Source organism: Gottfriedia sp. NPDC056225 (assembly GCF_042267765.1).
GTDB lineage: Bacteria > Bacillota > Bacilli > Bacillales > Bacillaceae_G > Gottfriedia.
On record NZ_JBHJTJ010000134.1, the window covers coordinates 1 to 1,539 of the forward strand.

Annotated in this window: 2 protein-coding genes; both read right to left on the bottom strand. The window is 29.2% G+C overall.

The window, feature by feature from the left end; genetic code table 11:
- Positions 1 to 114: 114 nt before the first annotated feature.
- The gene (locus tag ACFCYN_RS25405; RefSeq protein WP_172444537.1) at positions 115 to 636 is read right to left on the bottom strand and encodes a DUF4362 domain-containing protein; all 522 of its coding nucleotides are present in this window, start codon (positions 634 to 636) and stop codon (positions 115 to 117) included.
- A gap of 227 nt (positions 637 to 863) precedes the next feature.
- Positions 864 to 1,487, bottom strand: a complete 624-nt coding sequence (locus ACFCYN_RS25410; RefSeq protein ID WP_375952966.1) for a serine/threonine-protein kinase — start codon at positions 1,485 to 1,487, stop codon at positions 864 to 866.
- Between the last annotated feature and the right edge of the window lie 52 nt (positions 1,488 to 1,539).

Here is a 1,539-nt window from a genome sequence, read left to right on the forward strand (position 1 = left end):
GTATATTACGGTATATGAAATTTCTATTGTTTATATTCTTTTTTGGTTATTAATACGGTAAATGAAATTTCCTCAAAATAAAAAACGTCGATTTTTTAACCGACGTTTTAAAGATTAAAATTCAACTTTATCGAAATGATAACAATTCGTTAAATAAGAATCTTTTGAATTTACGACAATTTTTTGGCAATAATCTTCTAAAACTTTTGTAGCTGCAACAAATTTACCCATTGCAAACGTACCTTTTCTATACTTATCAGATTGCACTCTAGAACTATCAAATCGATAATAAATTAATTTTCCATTAAATTGATATTCGGTAATTACGGGATCACCTTTCGTTGTAAATTCGACAAATCGAATAAAGTCTGGCTTTTTATTTTTTACATTGTTAACAAATCGTTTAATCTGTGCATTTTGATTTGTATTTTTTCCTTTAACAATTACATCTCCATTTTTTAGTGCATCTTTTTTACTATAAGCAACTGGAATCTTGTTCGTTTCCTTCTCACCATAATTTTCAATTTCTTTCTTTAACATCTCTTTTGACAAAACACTTGCCTCTGCTTCCAAAATATGATTGAAGGGTAAGCTAATAAATGTGAATACTATTACCGTAATAAAAAATTTAAACATTTGAAACCTCCAATATTTATAATAATACTGGTTAGTTTTTCCATTATAATACTTAATATACAAAGCTGAACATGATTAAGAGGCCACCTTAATAGTCAGTGTATTTGACTAATAAGTGGCCTCTATTTATTTCGAGGAGTATTGTTGATCTACTGGTATTTGAGTAGTGTTTTTAAACCTCTATTTTTAGATATTAAGAAGACTTCTTTACCTACACTTGGACTTTTTTAAGAAGAGTATGAGCTATTAGAACTAGAATGTGAATGTCTACGATGATATCGTCTAGAAGATGAAGAATGTTTATAAAAATCTTTTGATGAAGAGTGATGATGTCGTTTTTTATGCTTACGGTGACGTCGGTTAGAACTAGAGCCAAATAAGGACCTAAAAAAACCTAATTGATGTGTATCAATCTCAAACGAAAATCGACCTACATCAACAATTCGAATTTCACCATTATTTGTTAACATTAAATTGTGATTATGTAAATCAAATGCATATAATCCTACTTTTTGAGCATCAATAACAGCTTGATTAATCTCTTTTTCAAACTGTTTTTGTATAGTTTTGTCATGCCCAACTAAGTCATACAAAGTCTCTCCAATTACCCGATCACTTACCATATAGTCATTTGTAAAGGCATGGACTTTAGGATAATAAATGCTTTTCTCAAGTAGATGTAGTTTTATCCCATCATCACGACTTTTTCCATCTGCTTTAAATACTTTAATAACGTACTGATTTCTTGAGTATACATCTCCATCTTTTCCACTTGCTAAGTAATCAAAGTAATCCGTATGTTCACCATATAAAGAAAAATTGTTAATTTCCTCTAACAGCGATTGTTTCATTTTTAATCCCCTTTCAAGTTGCACATCTTATCTACAAGTTAAGCAATTAAAT

Excerpts from the sequence above, each read along its gene's own strand:
- ACFCYN_RS25405 (WP_172444537.1), bottom strand. The coding sequence starts at position 636 with ATGTTTAAATTTTTTATTACGGTAATAGTATTCACATTTATTAGCTTA.
- ACFCYN_RS25410 (WP_375952966.1), bottom strand. The coding sequence starts at position 1,487 with ATGAAACAATCGCTGTTAGAGGAAATTAACAATTTTTCTTTATATGGT.